This window comes from Williamsia sp. Y853, from assembly GCF_056786495.1.
On the sequence record NZ_JBXCJC010000001.1, the window covers coordinates 1 to 20,227 of the forward strand.

A 20,227-nucleotide genomic window follows, 5' to 3' on the forward strand; every position below is an offset into this window, starting at 1 on the left:
GTCTCAGTCCCAGTGTGGCCGGTCGCCCTCTCAGGCCGGCTACCCGTCGTCGCCTTGGTAGGCCATTACCCCACCAACAAGCTGATAGGCCGCGGGCCCATCCCAAACCGCCGGAGCTTTCCACCCTCTCCCATGCAGGAGAAGGTAATATTCGGTATTAGACCCAGTTTCCCAGGCTTATCCCAAAGTTTGGGGCAGATCACCCACGTGTTACTCACCCGTTCGCCACTAATCCACCAGCAAGCTGGCTTCATCGTTCGACTTGCATGTGTTAAGCACGCCGCCAGCGTTCGTCCTGAGCCAGGATCAAACTCTCCATGAAAATCCTCTAAAACCACTCCCAAAGGAGCAAGTTTCAAAAAAATCTGTTCTGAAGAGATTTTCAAATCCCAACCAAACAAAAACTGACACCACCACAGGACTCAAAACCTGCGATGGGATCAAAATAATATCTAACTAATGCCGGCACCACACATCTGCCACCGAACCAAACCCCGGAATGGGATTTCGTCACCGTGACAGACATACAGCACCTAAATTGGCACTAACAATCCATCGACACACTATCGAGTTCTCAAAGAACACACCCGCAACCAACTTCGACACACGCATTCGATGCCATCCTGGAAGGGATATTTTGTTGTATCTAACCGGCTGTCTCCGTCTCGGAGGCAACTTTTCAAGCTTACCCGACTCGCATCCGGTCCGCAACTCGCTGCTCTCGCAGTCCGCCGCCACCCGCGTTTGAACCCTCCACCGAAAAGCGGAGCACATTCAACTATGGGCGGTCAACCTTGTTCCTTCAGGAAAAGACTTCCCTGTCGGTGTTCTCGGCTCCGGGCTTCTTGCTCTCCGGCGCCTCACTGGCTGACTTGAAGAAAGTTACGGGAACCGGACACCTACCGTCAAATCGCCTGGTCCGAGCGGTGTTTGGGTGGATCGCCGCAGACCAGAGGCACGCAGGGGCTCGTGACTGCGGGCCACGGATCTTCTGTGACCGTGGCCACTGTCCTCATCCCACCTCGACCGGTCCCGCCCGGGCGCTCGACCGAGCATCTCGAAGCCCGACGGCGCCAATCTCTACTGCGACCTGGGCGGTGACCACGACGTCACCACCCGTGACCTGGCACTTTTGCACCGATGCAGACATCCGGGAAGCAATGTCACGCGCGGCCCCGCACGGATCGGACTCGCCCATCACCAACCGTTGCGCCGCGGCCAATGCCGCGAGGTCGGCGGCCGACTGCGAGTGATGGCGGGCCGAAATGGCCGCTCCCACATACACAATCAGCACGACCACAGCGACCAGCGCCGCAATGACCATCGCCCCGACCACCGTCGCCGATCCGCGCTCGTCGCGCACCGGGTTCACGGATCCGCCCCGATCGGCTCAACTGCGGCCACTGCGGTGGCGCCCACCTCAACCATCGGCAGCAACGAGACCGACACCCGGACCCGTGCCTCCACCACCTCTCCCTCAGTGCGAAGGGACACCGAGGCGCCCTTGGGAGCCACCTGCCTCCCTACATCCCGCGCCTTGGCCGAATCTCCCTGTGCTGCAACACGTGCAACCTCTCGTGCCGCGTCGATGCATCGAATATGGGTTGCCATCGCCGCCACCCCGGCCACGGAGATCACCACTACCGCGACAATCGAGGCGATGGCGAACGCCGCTTCGATTGTCACCATCCCCCGATCGTCGGCCGGTAACCCCCGCCGCCGCATGGGGTCAGCCGACCGCGGTCTGCAGCGCCTTGTTGATGATCCCCGTCAGCGCAGCGACGATGTTGTCACCGGTGACCACTGTGTAGAGGATGGCGCCAAAGGCCGCGGCAGCGATCGTGCCGATTGCGTATTCAGCGGTGCTCATTCCGCTGTCGTCGGTCATCAGTAGTGCCGCCCTGACCTGGGCCTCTCGAATCATCCTGTTGATCATGATCATTTCCCTCCCCTTCTGTGCCGCGGAGGATCCGCGGCAGGTCTCACATCAGCCCGCCGCCGAAGACCGGCCCGGCAAGCCCGATGACCACCGGCACGATCCCCAAGCACACGAACGCCGGTAGAAAGCACAAACCCAGTGGTCCGCTGATCGCCACACCTGCACGCTCGGCTGCAGCTGCCGCCCGATCCTGGGCATCAGCTCGTCGGCTCTCCGCCAGCTCGGCCAGTCCACGCACCGGCGAGGAGCCGGCCCGCGCGGACCGGCGAGCCATTGAAGCCAGTGCCTGCACAGCTGGGTCTGCATTGTCGGGAACCGCCCATGCCTGTATCGGGTCAGCACCCAGTGCAAGCAGATCCGCAGCCTGGGCGAGAGTGCGGGCAAGTGCAGGAGGTGCCGATTGCGACACCACCCGCGCTGCCATACCGACCGGCAGTCCAGAGCGCAGGCACACCGCAAGCAGGTCATAACCTGCAGCTGCGGCGAACGGATCGTCGGAAGGGGCCTTGACGCCCAGCCAGCGCGGCTGTCGGTTGCGTTCCCGCCGGGCCGGCGGACCGACAACCCGATAGGTGATCCACTCCGGTCTGGGCCACAGGACGATCGCTACCGCGCAGACCAGGGCTGCCACCACCCACCCGGTCATGACCCCGCGACCTTTCCGACAATTCGCCTCGACCACAACAAGCCCGCGCAGACCAGACCGACGCCGACAACCAGGAGGATTCCTCCGAGGCCGCCCCCGAGCAGGACCGACAACGGCGAGGCACCAATCGCCTGCCCGAGACCGATACCCAGCACCGGCAGCAGTGCCAGCACCATGGCGGTCGCTTTGGCTCCGGCGAGTGCAGCCCGCGTCCGATCCCGAAATCGACCGCGCGCGATCAGATCTGATCGCACGGATGTCAGCAGTTCGGCAATCGGCAGCCCGTACTGTTCGGCCGTCCGCCACGCCACCGCCACCCGAGACCAGGCCTGCGGGTCACGGACCTGCGCCTGTTCGATCCCACCTGCGACGTCGCCGCCCAGCATGGACCGTCCGGCCATCGTCGACAACGTCTCGGCAACGGCTGACCGCGGTCCACCACCGGCGTCCTCGGCTGCCTGTCGGCAAGCGTGCGCAGGATGGGCGCCGACACGTAGTTCGGCGATCATCACCTCGAGCGCAGCGAGCAACGCAGCAAGCTCGGCTGCCACCTCCGTCTCGCGTCTCCTGGCCCGAAACAGCAGGTAGGCCATGCCCGACGCCATGGATGCGGCGATACCGGCAGACATCCCGACAATGATGAGAACTGCGACCGGCACCCCGATGGCCGCAACCGCGACGACGTCTTCAGTGGACCTGGCGCGGCGAACAACCGAAGCACCATCCAAGGCGAGTGTCCTCACCTGCGCTCGAGTCCGCGGCCAGAGCAGCAGCGTCAGCGCCACAGCCGCGAGCACCACGCTCATCGCACGAGCCTGCTGTCGAGGAGCGCGGCCAGGTCGGCGGCCGCAGCAGTGAAACCACCGCGGCGACGCCACACCGCTTCGACGTGCACCAAGCCGTCGGCACCGCGGCGCAACATCCCGATCTCCCCCACCCCGCGGGCACCGTTCGCGTCGCGGAACACACCGATCACGACTGAGATGGCTGCCGCGAGCTGGCTGTGGAGTGCAGGCCGGTCCATGCCACCGAGCGCGGCGAGCGCTTCCATCCGGGCCGGGACCTCGGCCGTGGAGTTGGCGTGCAGCGTTCCGGCACCGCCGTCATGGCCGGTGTTCATCGCGGTCAGCAGATCAACGACCTCAGCGCCGCGGACTTCACCGACCACGATCCGATCCGGACGCATTCGCAGCGCTTGGCGCACCAGCGCACGAACCGGAACCTCTCCTGCCCCTTCAACATTGGGGGTCCGGGCCACCAGTCGCACCACGTGCGGATGTTGCGGGGCCAGCTCCACGGCATCTTCCACGCAGAGGATGCGTTCGGCCGGATCGACGCGACCGAGCAGTGCCGACAGCAGGGTGGTTTTTCCGGCGCCGGTCCCGCCGACAACCAGGAACGCGAGCCGGGCGTCGATGATCGCCTCCAGCAGAGTCGCGGCTTCCTCTGCGATGGCACCGGATGACACCAGTGCGTCGAGGTTCTGGGTTGCCGGTCGCAGGACTCGCAGGGACAGGCAGGTCCCGTCGACGGCAATCGGCGGGATCACCGCGTGCAGGCGAACGCTGTACCCACGTCGGCCGAGGCCGGACAGCTGACCATCGACCCAGGGCTGCGCGTCATCGAGTCGTTTGCCTGCGGCCAGGGCCAGACGCATGGCCAGTCGCCGGACCGCGTCGTCGTCTTCGAATTCGATGTCCGACAAGCGAAGTCCGCGTCCCTGATCAACCCAGACGGCCCGCGGACCGACAACGAGGATGTCGTTGACGCCCGGACCTGCCAGTAGATCCTCGAGACGGCCGGCACCCACCAATTCGGTCTGCAGAAAGCGCAGCGCGTCGAGTAGGTCGGTGTCACCGAGCACACCACCGGCCTCGGCCCGGACCACGGCGGCCATCACCTCAGGTGTCGGATCCTGAGCGGTCGCGGCCAACCGTTCGCGGACCCGCGTCAGGAGTTGGCTGCGGTTGGACGCCGCCACCGGGCCCGGTTCACTCATCGCACAGCTCCCCGCAGCGTCTCGGCGCGCTCGAGGACCGTCACTGCACAGCGCCGCAGCGGCGAACGCCGCGCCAACAGCAGTCCGCCGGACTCGAGGTCACGGGCAAGTCGGGAATCCGGTCGGGTGGCGGTGAGCAGCGGCAATCCCAGCACCTGCGCCACCTGGCCGGCACGAAGTCCACCCGGAGACGGCCCGCGCACCACCACTTCGACCCGACCTGCCCGCGCCCGAAGCCTGGCCGCCATCTCGCGTCCGGCGGCACATGCCCGGATCGAGGCGCCACAGACCAGGACGACCAGGTCGGCCGCCTCCACCACGGCCGTGACCACCTCGTCGCCACGTCGCGGTACATCCACGACAACGACATCGCCGTTCGCTCGAGCAGCGTCGATCGCGGCGAGCGCAGCCTCCGGCCGGACCGGCGCAGGCGCGCCCCGGCGACCGGCCAGGATCGCCAGGCCTCCGCGCGCATGTGGCAAAGCGGTGTGCAGCGATTCGGCAACAACCTGCCCGCTCTCCAAGGTGAGTTCCTGCCAACGCAACCCTGGATGATCCTCGACGCCGAGAAGCAGATCCTGGCCTCCGCCGAGTTCATCGAGATCGAGCAACAGGGCGCCGTGGCCACGTTCACACGCGATCAACCCGATACCGGCGGCGAGTGTGGACGCACCGGCCCCACCGTGGCCGGCAATCACTGCGATGGCGACCCCTTCCGGGCCGGTGGGTCGCCGGATCCTCGACAACGCCTGAACCACTGCGTGCTCGTCGTCCGGTAGCACGAATCCATGTCCGGCTCCGAGCGCCAGCGCGCTCCGCCACATGTTCGGGCCGTCCCCGGTGACGCCGACGACCATCAACCCGTTGCGGCGGGGCAAACCGGCCGCAAGGGTCTCATCAACCGTCGACGCATCGACAAAAATGGCTGTCGCCTCAGCCCATTCACGTCGGCAACGATCGGGACGTGCACGAATCACGTGATAGCCGGATGCGGCCGCGACACGCTCGATATCGTCGGCCATTTCGGGCGACACCATCGCGAGTACCAGGGGAGCTTCGTTCATGCCTCACTGTGGCAGTGGTTCCACCGTGACATCGCTCGAAACCATCGGTTCGAGCGATGGTTGTGAATAGAACCCCACACTGTGGACAATTGCCCAAAAGAGGACAAAACCGCTGGTAGCGCGGGTGGTGAGAGGGTGGGCCAGATGACCGAAAACCCCCAGATATGGGGACGACCCCGGCCAGGGGGGGAGGAGGCCAGGGTCGTCGCGTTCAGCCCCGGGGGGTCGGGCTGAAAGCCCCGGAACTCGTCCGGGTAAGTACGACTATACACAAGAATCCATGATTGATTGCAACTTCAACCAATCGCCTTACTTGGCCTGAGCCGAGGCGCACAGACTTCCAATGGTGTAACCCAAACAAGTGAATCTTCGCCTCACGTGTGCCCTGGACGTACCCTCGACGGGTGACAGCATTCCAGCCGGCCGACGAGGGCCCACAGCACTCGGCCGGCACCCCGATCGCGGCCTTTTTCGACCTCGACAAGACCATCATCGCCAAGTCCAGCTCGCTGGCATTCTCACGCCCGTTCTTCGACCAGGGCCTCATCAACCGGCGCTCGGTCCTCAAATCGTCGTATGCGCAGTTCATGTTCCTGCTGTCGGCGGCCGACCATGATCAGGTCGAGCGGATGCGCAAACATGTCACCGAGATGTGTACCGGTTGGGATGTCGAGCAGGTCTCCTCGATCGTCCGCGAAACGCTGCACGACATCGTCGACCCGCTCGTCTTCGCAGAGGCCGCCGATCTCATCGCCGGTCACAAAGCGCGTGGCCACGACGTGGTTATCGTGTCGGCTTCGGGCGCCGAGATCGTCGAGCCCATCGGAGAGATGCTCGGCGCCGACTATTCGATGGCCAGCCGCATGAAAGTCGTCGACGGCAAGTACGCAGGCGTGATGGATTTCTACTGCTACGGCCAGGAGAAGGCGGTGGCGATGAACGACATCTCCCGGGCCGTCGGCTACGACCTCTCCCAGTGCTTCGCGTACTCCGATTCGATCACCGACCTGCCGATGCTCAGCGCGGTCGGCCATCCGACGGTCATCAATCCTGATCGGGGCCTGCGGCGTGAGGCCACCGAACGCGGGTGGCCGATGCTGTCGTTCACCAAACCGATCTCACTCCGCGATCGGCTCCCGTCAACCCCTTCGCCGAAGGTAACGGCTTCTGCCGCAGTCGGTTTGAGTGCATTGGCGGCCGGCGCAGTCACCTATACGATCCTGCAGCGCAAACGGCATTGAGTCCGCTGCGGCGGTTTCAAATATGTTCAGCCGCAACGGATGAGTGAATTTTCGAATTCACGACCAGGGAACACTTGATGTGACTGTGGTCACGGTGTACAAAGTAGTTACGGAAAGCGCGGAACGCCAAGTGCGGGCCGGAAGAGAAGGTACGGACTCCTGACCGCGCACTCCCAGCACGGATATCGAGCACCCACGCGAAGCACGCCGCGGGAGGCTACAGGTAGTGGACCTGCAAGATCCGCGCCGAGTTCAAGTGAGTTCCTTTGGGTGGGAGCGCATTTGGATAAGGTGCCGGAACACTTGCCGAGGTCATCCCACACAACCACAATACGCACGCATGTGTAACTCGGATCCGTGCTAGCGGGCGGCGATCTGACCCCACGTTCCAATACGTCGGGTCAGAGAGCCGTCCGCAGCGCGTTGTCCGCCTCTTCTACTTTCTCGGGCGCGCCGCTTCTGCGATCGACATCGCTTCGGCAGCACCGGCTTCAAGCGCCTCACAGCTGAGCAGCAACCACAACCGGATTGCCTCGGCATCGCCCGTACCGAACCCCTTCGACAGGTCGCGGTACTCAGAAATCCGCTTGAACCACGTCACCTCGGGGACCCCTAGGTTATGCGGGTCCAGCCCAGTGCTTGCACAGACCAGGCGGGACGCGGCCCGGGCCACCACCCCGTTGGCGTGCTGGAAGGGTTCGAGCGCCAGCAGCTCGGCATGCACCACAGCCGCCAGCACCGGTGCCGGCGCCTTTGTCGCACCGGTGATCAGTTGGGCAAGCAGGTCCAGGCGTTGCCCGAGTCCGGCGTCGGCACGCGGACGGCCGAGCAACTGCTGGTCGTCGGTGATGTCGGCGGCGGCGAGCACATGCAGCCGCGCGAGTGTCTGCATCGGTGCGCGCGTCCAGACCGCAACGAACTGCGGCAGGGAATCACCATCGAGGGCCTGGGCGACCCGCATCGCGCCGGACAGTACCGGATCGTCGAAATCTCCATCGCGGACGAGTTCGACACTGCCGCCGTCTATTGCGGCCGATGACCGGCCTGCACGCCACGACGCCTCGGTGGCTGTTTTGTCCCAGCCTCGCAGGTTGGCGGGGTGTCGGTGTGCGGCGGCCAGCGCATCTCGCGCACGGTCGGCGGCCGTCGCGACGCCCGGCATCTCGAACAGTGGAGCCAGCGGATCGGTCACGACAGATCAGCGTACGCGGCCCATACCCCCGCCAGGATCAGCGCATCTCCCGGTGGTCAGGGCAGCTCAGAGCATGGCCCGCATTCCGTGCCTTCACCACAGCCTCGTGCCGGGTGTGCGCGCCCAGACGGACCATCGCGGCGCGCAGGTACGTCTTCACCGTGTCCACGGTCAGCCCCAGCCGGTCAGCCACCACCCGATTGCCGAAACCCATGGCCACCAGCGACAACACCTCCAGCTGTCGAGGGGTGAGCGGTATGGACGGTTCAGCCGCAGACCTGCCCGCGCCGCCGATCTGGTCGACGAGCTCGAGGATCCGTCGGCGCGACTCATCATCGGTCGAGACCGTGGCGATATCGCGCAACTCATTGCACCAATCGAGCGCCGAGGCCTGCGCCTGCTCGGCCTGGGTGCGGGCAGCCAAGGCAGCAACGCGACGATCCACCTCGTCGCGCGTGCTCAATTCGGCGGCAACCCGGCCCGCTTCTACGGTCAATGCGTTGACCACGTCGTCGCCGAGGGGACCCTGGCCACGCCAGCCGGCGTACAAGAGCCCGCGCACCGAGCCGTCGACGACAATCGGTGCCGCGGCGAGATCGGTGATGCCCTCTCCGAGGATCTGGTCGTCGAAATCGTGGGTGATCTCGTCGGCCGAACCGTAGTCCCGGAGCAGGATCGCGCGTTTGTTGAGCCAGATGAGTCCACCGAGACCCCGCTGCGGGGTGACCCGGATGGTGCGCAGCGCGGAGGTCTTGTGTCCGACCGATGTCGTGACCACGATGGTGTCCTGATCACGCAGGCCCGCGAAAACCACCGGTGTTCCGGTCATCCGACGAAAGCGCGCGCTGGTAGCCCGCACCAGCTCGCGATCGCTGGGACGGAGGACCTCGTTGTCACCGCTCATGCACTATCCACTTTCGGGGCTATTTCAGTTGATGATGCCGCAGACATGATGTGGTACACAACACAGCGGCAGCCGAACCCGCCCACATCACAGTCGATGACGGCATGCGGACCGGCGGCGAGCGAAAGGGAGACAATGAGCGAAGGCACTGTACAAGCGGTATATCCCCCATCGACCGAGTTCGTCGCGCAGGCAAATGCGGGGCCCGAACTCGAAAAGGCCGCCGAGGCCGACCGCCTGGCGTTCTGGGCCGAGCAGGCGCACCGCCTGCATTGGGACACCGACTTCACCGACGTCCTCGACTGGTCCGACGCCCCGTTCGCGAAGTGGTTCGTCGGCGGCAAACTCAACGTCGCCTACAACTGCGTCGACCGGCATGTGGAAGCCGGCAACGGCAGTCGCGTTGCGATCCACTGGGTCGGTGAACCGGGCGACTCCCGCGACGTCACCTACGACCAGTTGCTCGCCGAGGTCTCGCAGGCCGCCAACTACTTCACCGAGATCGGCCTGGTCTCCGGCGATCGTGTCGCCATCTACATGCCGATGGTTCCCGAAGCGATCGTCACCATGCTGGCCTGCGCCCGCCTGGGACTGACCCACTCTGTGGTCTTCGCCGGATTCTCTGCCGGTGCACTGCGCTCGCGGGTCGACGACGCCGAAGCGAAACTGGTGGTCACCACCGACGGCCAGTACCGACGCGGCAAGCCTGCACCGCTGAAAGCTGCCGTCGACGAAGCCCTCGGCAGCGGCGACGATGCCGCGAAGTCGGTTGAGTATGTGCTCGTGGTGAACCGCACCGACTCCGACATCAACTGGACCGACGGCCGCGACCTGTGGTGGCACGAAACCGTCGCAAAGGCCGATACCGCGCACACCCCGGAAGCCCACGACGCCGAGCATCCCCTGTTCCTGCTCTACACCTCGGGAACCACCGGTAAGCCCAAGGGCATCGTCCACACCTCGGGCGGCTATCTGACACAGGTCAGCTACACCTTCCACAACGTCTTCGACCACAAGCCCGGCCAGGACGTGTTCTGGTGCGGCGCCGACATCGGCTGGGTCACCGGACACAGCTATCTCGTCTACGGCCCGCTGTCGAACGGCGCGACCGAGGTCGTCTACGAAGGAACTCCCAACTCCCCCAACGAACATCGCCATTTCGAGATCATCGAGAAGTACAAGGTCAGCACCTACTACATCGCGCCGACCCTGATCAGGACCTTCATGAAGTGGGGCCGCGAGATCCCCGACGCCCATGACCTGACCTCGCTGCGGCTGCTCGGCAGCGTCGGCGAACCGATCAACCCCGAGGCCTGGCGCTGGTACCACGAGGTCATCGGAGGCGAGCGCTGCCCGATCGTCGACACGTGGTGGCAGACCGAAACCGGGGCCATCATGATCTCGCCACTCCCCGGGATCACCGCCACCAAGCCCGGCTCCGCGATGGCCCCGCTGCCCGGGATCAGCGCGAATATCGTTGACGAAGAAGGTAAGTCGGTGAGTGCAGGCGAGCAGGGCTTCCTGGTCCTCGACAAGCCGTGGCCGTCGATGCTCCGCGGAATCTGGCGTGATGACGAGCGTTTCCGGGACACCTACTGGTCGCGGTTCGCCGAACAGGGCTGGTATTTCGCCGGTGACGGGGCCCGCTACGACGACGATCACGATCTCTGGGTCCTTGGCCGCATCGACGATGTCATGAACATCTCGGGGCACCGAATCTCCACGGCCGAAGTCGAATCCGCGCTTGTCGGCCATCACAGCATCGCCGAGGCCGCGGTGATCGGCGCCGCCGATGCGACCACAGGTCAGGGCATTGTCGCGTTTGTCATCCTGCGTCAGGGTCAGGAAGACACCGGAGATCAGCTCGTCAAAGAGCTCAAAGATCAGGTGTCCAAGGACATCTCACCCATCGCCAAACCGCGCGAGATCCATGTTGTGCCAGAACTCCCGAAGACGAGGTCCGGCAAGATCATGCGCCGTCTGCTGAAGGATGTCGCAGAGGGTCGCGAACTCGGTGACACCTCAACGCTGGTGGACCCGACGGTCTTCGACAACATCCGCCGCAGCAGCAGCTGATCGCACCAGTTGCGTCAGGCCCGGGCGACCTCAGGTGTCGTCCGGGCCCACCGCAGCGATTCACGCAGGTCGTGGCGGCGACGAGCCCATCGGATTTGTCGCATCTGCGCGCTATCCGCTGCGTCGCGCCGTGCCATCGCAGCACGCACTTCACGCGCCCGATAGTCCAGGCCGTCGCCGCCACCGAACGGCCACGACGAGATCACCACAACACCCACACACACCAGGATCCAGAACATCGTCGCTCTCCTTGGTTTCTGTCGGCATCAGGTGGGACACCGATCGGGTACCAAGAACGCTAATGAGAACAAAGCAGCAGGTCAGCCACCTCGGGGACGATCTTTCACTCCTACCACCGCAGGTCCGGAGAATCCTCCCCGGGACGGAGGTTTTCGTGGGCCTCACCCGATAAGATCAACGAGATGCGGTGGTTGACTGCACGGTATGCGCGCACCTTCGCGCTGATGGGGTACCAGTACCCCTGGTACTACATGCTGATCACCGACGCCGCGATCCTGGCAGCCGTGAGCGCCGCGACCGCGCAACGGATCGCCGATCATCCGCACGGCCGAGACTGGCTGTACCTCTCACTCGCGGTGTTCTTCGCACTCGCCCCGCACATCGCCTGCCTGTTCCTCAAGAAACGGATCGTGTTCACCCCGTTACTTCTTGTGGGAACGGTCATCTCGGTGGCCTTCTTCTGGATGATCCCGGTGTACGCCGATGCCGCGCCACTGCTGCTGGTCCTGGGTGTCACCACCGGCGGGGCGATCAGCACGTGGAAACAGTCGGTCGTCAACATGATCCTGAGCGCCGGCGCCCTGGCGATCGGAATCGCGACCGGAGCAGTTGAGCAGGGATGGTTGATCGCCGCAATGCTGTGTTTCGGTGTCGCAGTGGGACACCTGATGCAGGCCCAGCTGGCGTTGCTGTTGCGCGAACGTCAGGCCAGGGCCGCGCGGCTTCAGCTCGACCGCGTCACCCTCGCCAGTGAAGTGCACGATGTGATCGCACATTCCCTCAGCATCGTTCTGCTCAACGTGACCGGCGCCCGGCGGGCGTTGCAGGAGGACAACGACACCGCCGATGCCGTCGCCGCGCTTCTCGATGCCGAACAACAGGGCCGCGCGGCGATGGCCGACATCCGCCAGACCATCGAATTGCTCCGCGCCGACGCCGAACCCGACTCCCCGACACCGGGTCTGAGCGATCTGCACGAACTCGTCTCGTCGTTCCGGCGTGCCGGACAAGACATTCGGTTCGACTACGACGATCCCGGCGCGCCCGCCACGAGCGCAACCGAACTCGCGACGTTCCGCATCGTCCAGGAATCCCTGACCAACGCATCGAAACACGCCCCCGGCGCCACCGTTGATCTGAAGGTGCGGCCCGACGCGACCGGAAGTCTGCACATCACCGTGCGCAACAAGGTCACACCCGACAGCCGGCGCCGGCCGGGTGGGTCCGGCCTGAGTGGAATGCGTTCACGAATCGAACATCTGGGTGGCCGGTTCCACGCGGCGCCGACCGACGACGCCTGGGAGGTCAACGCGGTGTTGCCGTTTGCCACCGACCACCGGACCGGCACGGACCTGCGCAGCACGGCGGTACCCGGTGGCCGCTGAAACGCCGCGGATCCGCGTACTCCTGGTGGACGATCAGGATCTGGTCCGATCCGGGCTGCGTCGAATCCTGCGCCGCAAAGACGGTTTCGACGTGATCGGCGAATGCTCCGACGGCGACGAGGTGGTCGACGCCGTGGCAGACCACCGGCCCGATGTGGTGGTGATGGATCTGCGGATGAGGCGGGTCAGTGGGATGGCCGCAACCCGAAGGCTGGCGTCGACAGTCGATCCACCACCGGTCTTGGTGCTCACCACTTTCCGGGACGAGGAGTTGTTGTCGGACGCGCTGCGAGCCGGTGCGGCCGGTTTCGTGTTGAAGGATTCACCCGCCGAAGAGCTGATCCGGGCCGTGCGCATCGTCGCCGAGGGTGAGGCAGTCCTCGATCCGGCGATCACCTCGCGGGTGCTCGACACCTATCGGGCTGCGCCGGGCCCGACCGCCGCCGGTGCCTCACTCGATCGCCTGACCTCACGCGAGTCGGCGGTCCTGGGCCTGATCGGACGCGGGTTGTCGAACGACGAGATCGCCGCCGAACTGGTGATCTCGGTGGTCACCGTCAAGAGCCATGTCGGCAACGTCTTCCACAAGCTCGGTGTGCGCGATCGGGCCGCAGCGGTGGTCTACGCGTTCGACCACGGGGTGGTCAGTCCCCGCGCCCGCTGAGCGCTCCTCAGCGGCGCTACAGCTTCGCGAAATGTTTGACCGTGTCGGTCTCGATGGTGGCGAAGGTCTTCGCGGAGATCGGGGTCGCGAACTTGGTGGTCTTGGCCATCAAACCCGAGAGTTCGATGGCGAACGACCACGTGAATCGACAGCCGATCGGTGCAGGCTCGACCTCGGTGAGTTCACCGAACGCCTTGAGGCTCGGAACGTTGGCCTGCTCGACGTAGAAGGCGTTGCGGTACCGACCCGCCTCTGGATCCTCGTCCCAACAAAAGAATTTCTCCGACAACTTCACATAGCCGGGGGCCAATTCGGCCGACCGCGTGGTGCCGACACCGTAGGGCGGCGCCGAGGTGAAGGTGATCGATTTGATGATCCGGCACCAGTCAAGGGTGTTCTGCCTTGTCAGTTCGGCCCATGCCGTGGCGGGGCTGACCGGCAGGTTGACCGAGAAGCGGTGGGTGACCGGGGCGGTCTCGAAGAAGTCGAGAGCAAACGGTTCGAGCGGGTACGCGGGCATGATTGCCTTTCGTGAGGCGTTCAATCCCGGCGAGCGGCGAGGCGACCAAGGATTCGATCACTCGCGCGAGAACGGTCCGATGAGCCTGCGATCAATCCTGGCATGGCAACATAAGAGCCTACAAACCCCGGCGAGAAGAAAGACAAGCGTCCGGGTGGTCTCGGATGCTTGTCCGAGGATGGAGGAGTAGCAGTGACTCTGGACGACCGCACCTCGGGAGATGTTCCGAACGTCTCATCGATCCCGTTGTCCGACCCCAATGTGCGCCCCGGTGGTGACCCGAGTGTTGGAGCGCTGGTGAAAGAAGCCACCGCACATCTGTCGACACTGTTCCGCGCCGAAGTGGCGTTGGCCAAGGCCGAACTGACCGGGGAGGCCAAGAAGGCCGCCATCGGCACGGGCCTGATCGTCGTGGCCCTCACCGTTGCGCTCTACGCCAGCCTGTTCTTCTTCTGGTTCCTCGGCGAGTTGCTCTCCGAGTGGCTGCCGCGGTGGGCCGCATTCGGCATCGTGTTCCTGATCCTGCTCGTCGCGGCGATCATCACCGGACTTGTCGGGTACATCGTGTTCAAACGGATGACCGGGCCCAAGAAGACCATCGCGTCCGTCCAGCACCTCTCGGACGTGTTGCCTGCAGGCCCCGGAGGTCACGACGCACAGGTTCGCCCCGGCGCCGACCTGCGCAAGCCCAGCCAGCCCGCCAAGGGCTGACATTTTGCCTGCCCCGGATCCGTCGACCGTCCGGTTCACGGGATGGCACCACAGCGATGTCCGCGCCAACGGCGTCCGACTACATGCGGTCGAGGCCGCGACCCCGCGGAAGGACCGTCCCCTGGTCCTTTTCATGCACGGTTTCGGTGAGTTCTGGTGGAGTTGGCGCCACCAGCTCACTGCGCTCACAGAGGCCGGCTACCGGGCGGTCGCCGTCGACCTGCGTGGCTACGGGGACAGCGACAAACCTCCGCGCGGCTACGACGGTTGGACACTGGCCGGTGACACCGACGGCCTGATCCGGGCCCTGGGACATACCGACGCCACTCTGGTGGGTCATGCCGACGGCGGCCTGGTCTGCTGGGCGACCGCCGTCCTGCATCCCCGTTCGGTCAGGTCGATGGCGGTGATCTCCTCTCCACACCCGCAGGCCCTCAAGACGGCCACGCTGCGCGAACCGAGCCAGCGCAAGGCGTTCCTCGGCGGGTTCCTCAAGTCCCAGATCCCCCGGACGGCAGAGCGCACACTCCTCGAGGACGACGGCTTGATGGCCGAGATACTCCTGCGCAGACATTCCGGTCCCGCCTGGATCGACACCGACGACTTCGCCGACACCGCGCAGCGGAACCGCTCCGCAATCCAGATACCGGGCGTGGCCCATTGCAGTCTGGAATACCAGCGCTGGGCCTTCCGGTCGCAGTTCCGTCCCGACGGAAGCCGCTTCCTGGAACTCATGGACAAACGTCTGCACATCCCGGTTCTCGCGATCCGGGGTGAACTCGACAACTACATCCAGCGATCGACTCTGACCGCGAGTGCGCACTGGTCGTCGAAACTGGAACTGACCGAGGTCGCAGATGCCGGCCACTACTCACATCAAGAGCAGCCCGACGAGGTCAACGGTCGGCTGATCGAATTCCTGCAGAGCTGACCCTGCCCCGCACCGATCACCGGCCGAGCCTTCAGGACGAGTGGACGCAGGACTGGGTGTCGACGGGCGCGCTCAGGCGTTCGGATTCGGCCAGACCGGGTTGAACCTGGGCCGCGGTCAGCACAAACCCCGTTTCGGTGGACGGATCCTCGGCGGCACCGAACACCACGCCGAGCACCTCCCCATCCGAATTGATCAGCGGCCCGCCGGAATTGCCCTGCCGAATCGAGCCGCGCACGGTGTAGACCTCCCGGGTGACCGCCGTATCGGGATAGATGCCCGGGCCCCGCAGCTGGATGACCTCGCGGATCCGCTCGGCGCTGGCGTTGAACGGCCCGCCTTCGGGAAAGCCGAGCGCGATCGCATCGGTACCCGTTTTCGCCAGCTCGTCCGCAAATCGCATCGCCCGGGCCTGCAGGCCGGGGACGTCGAGAATCGCGATGTCGGTGAGCGGATCGAAGTAGACGACGGTCGCGTCGAAGGTGTCGTCGGAGGCCGACACCTGCAGCAGGTTGGTGCCTGCCACCACGTGCGCGTTGGTCATCACCCGTTCGGGCGAGACCACGAAGCCGCTGCCCTCCAGTGCCTGCCGACAGCTCTGCGCGATGCCTTCGATCTTGACGACACTGCCGCGAACCTGTTCGACGACAGGCTGATCGAGGAGCGTTTCGTCGGGCGGGTCGACACTGGTGATCGGGGTCCGGCCGAACGGCCCGATGGCCTCCTTGAGCCCCGAGTTGTCGAACATGTCCCAGAATTCGCGCGGGGCCCGCTGGAGCCACGTCGGCGCGAGCTGGTTGATCTCCTCGATCACCTTGGAATCTCGGACCGCCGCGGCGATCTGCGGTTGCGCCGATGTGCTGATCGGTGTGGCCAGGATCCAGGCGGCCAACAGGACCGCCACCGCTTGCAGCAGCGAACCGATCACCGAATCGACCCGTCGCAATGACAACGTCCGAATACCGCTCCTGGCCGCCCGGCCCAGCACCATCCCCGAGATCTCGCCGACGATCACCAGCGCGACCAGCAGCAGAACGCCCGCGATCAGCCGCCAACGCTGGTCTTCGATGTTGCGGATCAGATGCGGTGCCAGCAGCACGCCGGCCGCCGCGCCGAGCAGGACCCCGATGAATGCCATCGCCGACGACATCGCACCCTGGCGATATCCCGACGCGGCGGCGAGCAACGCGATGCCGATGACGATCACATCGACCCATGCGGATCCGCTCATCACTGACCCACCTTGGCGAGCTCCACATCGAGGTCACGGATATCCGACTTGTCCCAGGGGATCTCCCAGCCGGCGGCTTCGATGATCGCGGCCAGCAGCCCGCCGGTGAAACCCCACACGAGCATGCCTTCGACGCAGAAAGCCGGTGCTTGGTAGGCACGGGTACCGGCGATCATCCGTTCGACCTGGATCCTGTTGTGCGGATCGATCAGGTCGCGCAGCGGCACCCTGAGCACGCGGGAGGTCTCGCCGATGTCGACGACACCGACGTCGGACAGTTCGGTCCAGTAGGCGAGCACCGGCGACACCTCGAAGCCCGAGGGCGGCACCGGGAACATGTCGAGGACCGCGAGTTGGCTGACACCGGAGGGATCGAGCCCGGTCTCCTCCTCTGCCTCACGCATCGCGGTACCCACCGGGAAGTCGTCGCCCGGATCGCGGGCGCCACCGGGGAACGCGATCTGTCCGCCGTGGTTACGCAGGGTGCTTGCACGCTGGGTCAGGAGCACCGTGGCATCGGCGGGGACACCACCGTGATGGGTCGGATCGCCGTCCCAGTCGCCGCCGATCAGGATCAGCACCGCAGCGGGGCGGGTGATCGGCATCTGGGAACGCATGAGCCGGGCGGTCATTCCTCCGCGCTCCTCGACCGATTGCGTGACGCCGGCAAGATTCGCGGTGAGCGCGCGCATCCATGGGGGCACCGACGTCGTCGGCACCAAGATCTCGGTCACGCGGCGACACCCAGGTATTTGTCGACGGCCGCCGAGACCTCATCGACGGTGTCGAAGACCGTCGGCAGCACCGCGGCGACCGTACCGTCGGCCCGGACCAGAACGGTGGCCGGATAGACCCGCGGAATGCCAAGGGCAGCAGCGATCTTCGCGTCCGGATCGACAACGGTCGGCAAGTTCACACCGATTTCGGCCAGCAGGTTGAGTGAGAGGAAGACGTTCTCCGACCCTTCTTTGCCCTGCACGGTCAGCACCCGGATCTTGTCGCCTGCCTGCTCGGCATAGTCGGCAATCACCGGGAGTTCGGCCCGGCACGGACCACACCAGTGAGCCCAGACGTTGACCAGCATCGGCGTACCGGCCGTCGCAGCCCCGAGGTCGACGGTCGAGCCGTCCGCCAGACAGGGCACCAGAACACCCTTGAGTGCGGAGTTCTCCGGCGCCGGACCGGGCTGGGACGGGCAAGCCTGCAATCCTGCCTTCTCCCGGGCCTTGACCATGTCGTCGTCGGAGACGGCGGCCTGGAGTCCGGGGAGCTTTCCGGTCCCGTCGGTCGACACCGCGGACGGCGCGGGCGTGGGATCGGGAGAGGACCGCGGCCAGATGGCAACGATCAGTGCGAGCACGACAATCAGGACGGCCAATGTCCAACGGGCCGATGTCGACAGCGCAAAACGCGAGCGCTCAGTGGGCCGGGCCTGGCCCGGATCAGGTGAATCCGACATCGACTAGAGACCTGCCAGTGCAAGTAGATGGTCGGTCTCGGGCCCCTTCACCAAAGCCGCGGCCTCAGATTTCTCCGTGGGTCCCAGACCGTAGGACGGGCAGTCGGCGGCAAGCACGCAGACACCGCAGGCCGGCTTGCGTGAATGGCAGACCCGTCGACCGTGGAAGATCACGCGGTGCGACAAGTCGGTCCAGTTCTTGCGTTCGATGAGCTCACCGACAGCGTGCTCGATCTTGACCGGGTCGGTCTCCGCGGTCCATTTCCAGCGCTGCACCAGCCGCCCGAAGTGGGTGTCCACTGTGATTCCGGGTACACCGAACGCATTACCGAGTACGACGTTGGCGGTCTTGCGGCCGAATCCGGGCAAAGACACCAGATCACGCAGATTCGACGGGACCTCGCCGTCGAAACGTTCCACGAGTGCCTGGCCGAGACCGATGATCGAGTTCGCCTTGTTCCGGTAGAAACCCGTCGATCTGATCATCTCTTCGAGCTCGGTCCGATCGGCGCCTGCGTAGTCCTCGGCGCTGCGATAGCGCTTGAACAGGGCAGGCGTTGTCAGGTTCACCCGCACGTCAGTGCACTGCGCCGACAGGATGGTGGCCACCGACAGCTCCAGCGGATTGGTGAAGTCCAGTTCGCAATAGACGTGCGGAAAAGCGATCTGCAAGGTGCGGTCCATCCGCCGCGCACGTCGCACCAGACCTGTGTGGGTCTCGGTCCCGCGCTGCGCCGCGGTTTTGGCGCGCTTGACCCCTGCCTTCGAACTCACCAACTCAGAGTACGGGGCGGCGAACCGACTGCGCGGGCGAGTGGTCGAGCTCGGCCCCGACGACCATTCCTACGGCGATTGTTTCTCTTCTGAGACCTGGGTTGTGTTAACTACACCCCATGCACGGACTCGCAGTACTTCTCTTCCCAGCCGCTCTCATGCTCTTCGCTCTGTCGATGGAGCGGCTCGAGAGCCGGCTCGAGCGCCTCACCGTCCGCGGTGAACACGTCGAGGAATTCTTGGAGTCGGCGAAACCCGAGCAGCTCGACACGCTGGCCACACACGGTTTTCCTGCGGCGCTCGACGAGTTTCGCGATCGCCGGACGCCGACGAACTCCGAATCCGACGATTCGATCCGCGTCAGTTAGCGATCGTGGAGCCGCTCGCGACAGGCCATCGGCGTTAGTGGGGGTAACTGCCAGTTTTTCCTCTGGTTACCCGTAGACTGCATAACGGGTGACGAACACAACAGCATGATTTGTGTGAGCATTCTCAGGTTTGAACGTGGTCTGGCTGGACCCTTAGAAAGGGGCGTAAGTGGAGGAAGTACTGGCGCGGGCGGGCATTTTTCAAGGTGTGGAGCCCACCGCCGTCGCAGCACTGGCCAATCAGCTCCAGCCTGTTGATTTTCCCCGTGGACATGTCATCTTCAACGAAGGTGAGCCCGGAGACCGGCTGTACATCATCTTGTCCGGCAAGGTGAAGGTCGGCCGCAAGTCAGTCGATGGCCGTGAAAATCTGCTGACGATCATGGGGCCGTCCGACATGTTCGGCGAACTGTCCATCTTCGATCCGGGTCCGCGTACCTCCTCGGCCACCACCGTGACCGAGGTCCGTGCGGTCTCGATGGACCGTGACGCTCTGCGTTCGTGGATCGCCGACCGGCCGGAGATCGCGGAGCAGCTGCTCCGGGTTTTGGCCCGTCGTCTGCGACGCACCAACAACAACCTCGCCGACCTCATCTTCACCGACGTTCCCGGACGCGTGGCCAAGCAGCTGTTGCAGCTGGCCCAGCGCTTCGGAACGCAGGAAGCCGGGGCTCTGCGTGTGACTCACGACCTCACCCAGGAAGAGATCGCCCAGCTGGTGGGCGCCTCCCGCGAAACCGTGAACAAGGCCCTGGCCGACTTCGCACAGCGTGGCTGGCTCCGTCTCGAGGGCAAGAGTGTCCTGATCGCCGACTCCGAGCGCCTGGCACGTCGCGCTCGCTGATTTCCTTACCGAAACCGCCAGTTCCGGCGCACCCATGTG

At 65.0% G+C, this 20,227-nt stretch carries 23 protein-coding genes and 1 rRNA gene; 8 read left to right on the forward strand and 16 right to left on the reverse strand.

All coding sequences use genetic code 11. From position 1 onward, the window contains the following. The 8 genes from AC1TPF_RS00005 to ssd form a co-directional block, all read right to left on the reverse strand. Nucleotides 1-322, reverse strand: a 16S ribosomal RNA gene (locus AC1TPF_RS00005); the annotation flags it as partial. 690 nt (nucleotides 323-1,012) lie between these two features. Then, nucleotides 1,013-1,372 (reverse strand): Rv3654c family TadE-like protein, encoded by a 360-nt coding sequence (locus AC1TPF_RS00010; protein ID WP_482137205.1) that lies wholly within the window; start codon nucleotides 1,370-1,372, stop codon nucleotides 1,013-1,015. Continuing rightward, nucleotides 1,369-1,689: a TadE family type IV pilus minor pilin gene (locus AC1TPF_RS00015; protein ID WP_482137204.1), complete on the reverse strand. Its 321-nt coding sequence runs from the start codon at nucleotides 1,687-1,689 to the stop codon at nucleotides 1,369-1,371. The genes AC1TPF_RS00010 and AC1TPF_RS00015 overlap by 4 nt, the downstream gene beginning before the upstream one ends. 40 nt (nucleotides 1,690-1,729) lie before the next feature. After that, entirely contained in the window at nucleotides 1,730-1,936 is a 207-nt protein-coding gene (locus tag AC1TPF_RS00020) for a DUF4244 domain-containing protein (protein WP_482137203.1), read from the reverse strand. Nucleotides 1,937-1,982: 46 nt separating this feature from the next. Further along, nucleotides 1,983-2,585 carry a type II secretion system F family protein gene (locus AC1TPF_RS00025; RefSeq protein WP_482137202.1) on the reverse strand — a complete coding sequence of 201 codons (603 nt, stop codon included), beginning with the start codon at nucleotides 2,583-2,585 and terminating at the stop codon, nucleotides 1,983-1,985. Further along, nucleotides 2,582-3,391, reverse strand: a complete 810-nt coding sequence (locus AC1TPF_RS00030; protein ID WP_482137201.1) for a type II secretion system F family protein — start codon at nucleotides 3,389-3,391, stop codon at nucleotides 2,582-2,584. The genes AC1TPF_RS00025 and AC1TPF_RS00030 overlap by 4 nt, the downstream gene beginning before the upstream one ends. After that, nucleotides 3,388-4,584, reverse strand: coding sequence for a TadA family conjugal transfer-associated ATPase (locus AC1TPF_RS00035; protein ID WP_482137200.1), 1,197 nt, complete (start codon nucleotides 4,582-4,584; stop codon nucleotides 3,388-3,390). Before AC1TPF_RS00035 ends, AC1TPF_RS00030 begins: the two co-directional genes overlap by 4 nt. Then, on the reverse strand, nucleotides 4,581-5,648 hold the full coding sequence (ssd, locus tag AC1TPF_RS00040; protein ID WP_482137199.1) for a septum site-determining protein Ssd: 1,068 nt from the start codon (nucleotides 5,646-5,648) through the stop codon (nucleotides 4,581-4,583). The genes AC1TPF_RS00035 and ssd overlap by 4 nt, the downstream gene beginning before the upstream one ends. A 404-nt stretch (nucleotides 5,649-6,052) precedes the next feature. Between ssd and AC1TPF_RS00045 the strand changes: the two genes are divergently transcribed. Continuing rightward, nucleotides 6,053-6,889 (forward strand): HAD family hydrolase, encoded by an 837-nt coding sequence (locus AC1TPF_RS00045; RefSeq protein WP_482137198.1) that lies wholly within the window; start codon nucleotides 6,053-6,055, stop codon nucleotides 6,887-6,889. Nucleotides 6,890-7,325: 436 nt separating this feature from the next. Here AC1TPF_RS00045 and AC1TPF_RS00050 read toward each other — a convergent pair whose 3' ends face one another. Both AC1TPF_RS00050 and AC1TPF_RS00055 read right to left on the reverse strand, forming a co-directional pair. Next, complete coding sequence (locus AC1TPF_RS00050; protein WP_482137346.1) at nucleotides 7,326-8,051, reverse strand: Fic family protein; 726 nt, start codon at nucleotides 8,049-8,051, stop codon at nucleotides 7,326-7,328. 67 nt (nucleotides 8,052-8,118) lie between these two features. Further along, a complete protein-coding gene (locus AC1TPF_RS00055) occupies nucleotides 8,119-8,985 on the reverse strand; it encodes a LuxR C-terminal-related transcriptional regulator (protein WP_482137197.1) in 867 nt (288 codons plus the stop codon). Nucleotides 8,986-9,120: 135 nt separating this feature from the next. Here AC1TPF_RS00055 and acs point away from each other — a divergent pair, with 135 nt between their 5' ends. Continuing rightward, complete coding sequence (acs, locus tag AC1TPF_RS00060) at nucleotides 9,121-11,061, forward strand: acetate--CoA ligase (protein ID WP_482137196.1); 1,941 nt, start codon at nucleotides 9,121-9,123, stop codon at nucleotides 11,059-11,061. A gap of 14 nt (nucleotides 11,062-11,075) precedes the next feature. Here acs and AC1TPF_RS00065 read toward each other — a convergent pair whose 3' ends face one another. After that, a complete protein-coding gene (locus AC1TPF_RS00065; protein WP_482137195.1) occupies nucleotides 11,076-11,300 on the reverse strand; it encodes a hypothetical protein in 225 nt (74 codons plus the stop codon). 183 nt (nucleotides 11,301-11,483) lie between these two features. Here AC1TPF_RS00065 and AC1TPF_RS00070 point away from each other — a divergent pair, with 183 nt between their 5' ends. Continuing rightward, complete coding sequence (locus tag AC1TPF_RS00070) at nucleotides 11,484-12,686, forward strand: sensor histidine kinase (protein WP_482137194.1); 1,203 nt, start codon at nucleotides 11,484-11,486, stop codon at nucleotides 12,684-12,686. After that, on the forward strand, nucleotides 12,676-13,350 hold the full coding sequence (locus tag AC1TPF_RS00075; RefSeq protein ID WP_482137193.1) for a response regulator transcription factor: 675 nt from the start codon (nucleotides 12,676-12,678) through the stop codon (nucleotides 13,348-13,350). Before AC1TPF_RS00070 ends, AC1TPF_RS00075 begins: the two co-directional genes overlap by 11 nt. Nucleotides 13,351-13,366: 16 nt before the next feature. Here the strand turns inward: AC1TPF_RS00075 and AC1TPF_RS00080 are convergent, their stop codons facing one another. Further along, nucleotides 13,367-13,870: an SRPBCC family protein gene (locus tag AC1TPF_RS00080; protein ID WP_482137192.1), complete on the reverse strand. Its 504-nt coding sequence runs from the start codon at nucleotides 13,868-13,870 to the stop codon at nucleotides 13,367-13,369. A gap of 192 nt (nucleotides 13,871-14,062) precedes the next feature. On the opposite strand from AC1TPF_RS00080, the gene AC1TPF_RS00085 reads away from it, so the two are divergent. Further along, nucleotides 14,063-14,581, forward strand: coding sequence for a phage holin family protein (locus AC1TPF_RS00085; protein WP_482137191.1), 519 nt, complete (start codon nucleotides 14,063-14,065; stop codon nucleotides 14,579-14,581). A 4-nt stretch (nucleotides 14,582-14,585) separates the two neighbouring features. Next, nucleotides 14,586-15,512 carry an alpha/beta fold hydrolase gene (locus AC1TPF_RS00090; RefSeq protein ID WP_482137190.1) on the forward strand — a complete coding sequence of 309 codons (927 nt, stop codon included), beginning with the start codon at nucleotides 14,586-14,588 and terminating at the stop codon, nucleotides 15,510-15,512. 31 nt (nucleotides 15,513-15,543) lie between these two features. On the opposite strand, the gene AC1TPF_RS00095 is transcribed toward AC1TPF_RS00090, so the two are convergent. The 4 genes from AC1TPF_RS00095 to nth are packed head-to-tail and all read right to left on the reverse strand — an operon-like array spanning nucleotide 15,544 to nucleotide 18,886. Then, nucleotides 15,544-16,743, reverse strand: coding sequence for a MarP family serine protease (locus AC1TPF_RS00095; protein ID WP_482142159.1), 1,200 nt, complete (start codon nucleotides 16,741-16,743; stop codon nucleotides 15,544-15,546). After that, nucleotides 16,743-17,477, reverse strand: a complete 735-nt coding sequence (locus AC1TPF_RS00100) for an NUDIX hydrolase (protein ID WP_482137188.1) — start codon at nucleotides 17,475-17,477, stop codon at nucleotides 16,743-16,745. The genes AC1TPF_RS00095 and AC1TPF_RS00100 overlap by 1 nt, the downstream gene beginning before the upstream one ends. Further along, a complete protein-coding gene (locus AC1TPF_RS00105) occupies nucleotides 17,474-18,202 on the reverse strand; it encodes a TlpA family protein disulfide reductase (RefSeq protein WP_482142160.1) in 729 nt (242 codons plus the stop codon). The genes AC1TPF_RS00100 and AC1TPF_RS00105 overlap by 4 nt, the downstream gene beginning before the upstream one ends. Before the next feature lie 3 nt (nucleotides 18,203-18,205). Next, on the reverse strand, nucleotides 18,206-18,886 hold the full coding sequence (gene nth / locus AC1TPF_RS00110) for an endonuclease III (RefSeq protein ID WP_482143969.1): 681 nt from the start codon (nucleotides 18,884-18,886) through the stop codon (nucleotides 18,206-18,208). Nucleotides 18,887-19,095: 209 nt separating this feature from the next. On the opposite strand from nth, the gene AC1TPF_RS00115 reads away from it, so the two are divergent. After that, complete coding sequence (locus AC1TPF_RS00115) at nucleotides 19,096-19,344, forward strand: hypothetical protein (RefSeq protein ID WP_482137186.1); 249 nt, start codon at nucleotides 19,096-19,098, stop codon at nucleotides 19,342-19,344. Between the two features lie 169 nt (nucleotides 19,345-19,513). Then, nucleotides 19,514-20,188: a Crp/Fnr family transcriptional regulator gene (locus tag AC1TPF_RS00120; RefSeq protein WP_482137185.1), complete on the forward strand. Its 675-nt coding sequence runs from the start codon at nucleotides 19,514-19,516 to the stop codon at nucleotides 20,186-20,188. Nucleotides 20,189-20,227 lie beyond the last annotated feature (39 nt).